At 42.4% G+C, this 783-nt stretch carries 1 pseudogene; it reads right to left on the bottom strand.

The window, feature by feature from the left end:
• Positions 1 to 783 (bottom strand): annotated as a pseudogene (locus tag B0A75_RS20040) (hypothetical protein); the annotation flags it as partial.

Here is a 783-nt window from a genome sequence, read left to right as displayed (position 1 = left end):
GGCATCCGTCACGCTGTAATTGTATGTTCCTTTACTTAAACCAATTAAGTTTGCAGTGTTGGCTGTAAAAGTAGGGTCAGTCGTTTTACTCCAACTGTAAACATAAGGTGCTGTTCCTCCACTTACAGTTCCAAGAGTGATTGTTCCGTTGGTTCCACCATTACAGCTTACTGGAGTCTTATTACCAGAGGCAACCACTATTTCATTAGTTCTTGTAATGGTCACTTCCGAACTTGATGCCGTACAGTCGCCATTGCTGATAGTCCAACGGAAAACATTCGCGCCATAACCTAATCCTATTACTCCTGAAGCAGGTGACGATGGGGTTGTGATTGTTCCTGCTCCGCTAACTAAACTCCATACTCCTGTTCCAACTGTAGCTGTATTCCCTGCAAGGGTTGCTGTGGCTGTTTCACACTGAGTCTGATTTGTTCCTGCATCTGCAGTGGTTGGATTACCAACTACTTCAACAGTAATCATATTAGAAGAATCAGCGCTAGGTCCACAACTATTATATGCCCAAATTCTATAATAATAAGTAACACCAGGGGTTAAATTAGTTAAATTATAAGAAGTTCCCGAAGTTAATGAACTACCATCATAAGAAGGGAGATTAGAACTAAAATTAATATTATCAGAAACCGCCATCCCATAAGAAGTAGCTCCAGAAACAGCATTCCAATTAGCAGTAAAGCCTCCACAGATCACTGCAGTAGCAGCCGTTGCAACTGGAGCTGCAGGTGGAGCCGGTTGAGCATTAATGACAACATTACCTGATGCAGG

It is taken from the genome of Flavobacterium oncorhynchi, assembly GCF_002217355.1.
GTDB lineage: Bacteria > Bacteroidota > Bacteroidia > Flavobacteriales > Flavobacteriaceae > Flavobacterium > Flavobacterium oncorhynchi.
The sequence above is the reverse complement of the archived record's forward strand: the minus strand, read 5'-3'. Positions and strand labels throughout refer to the sequence as shown.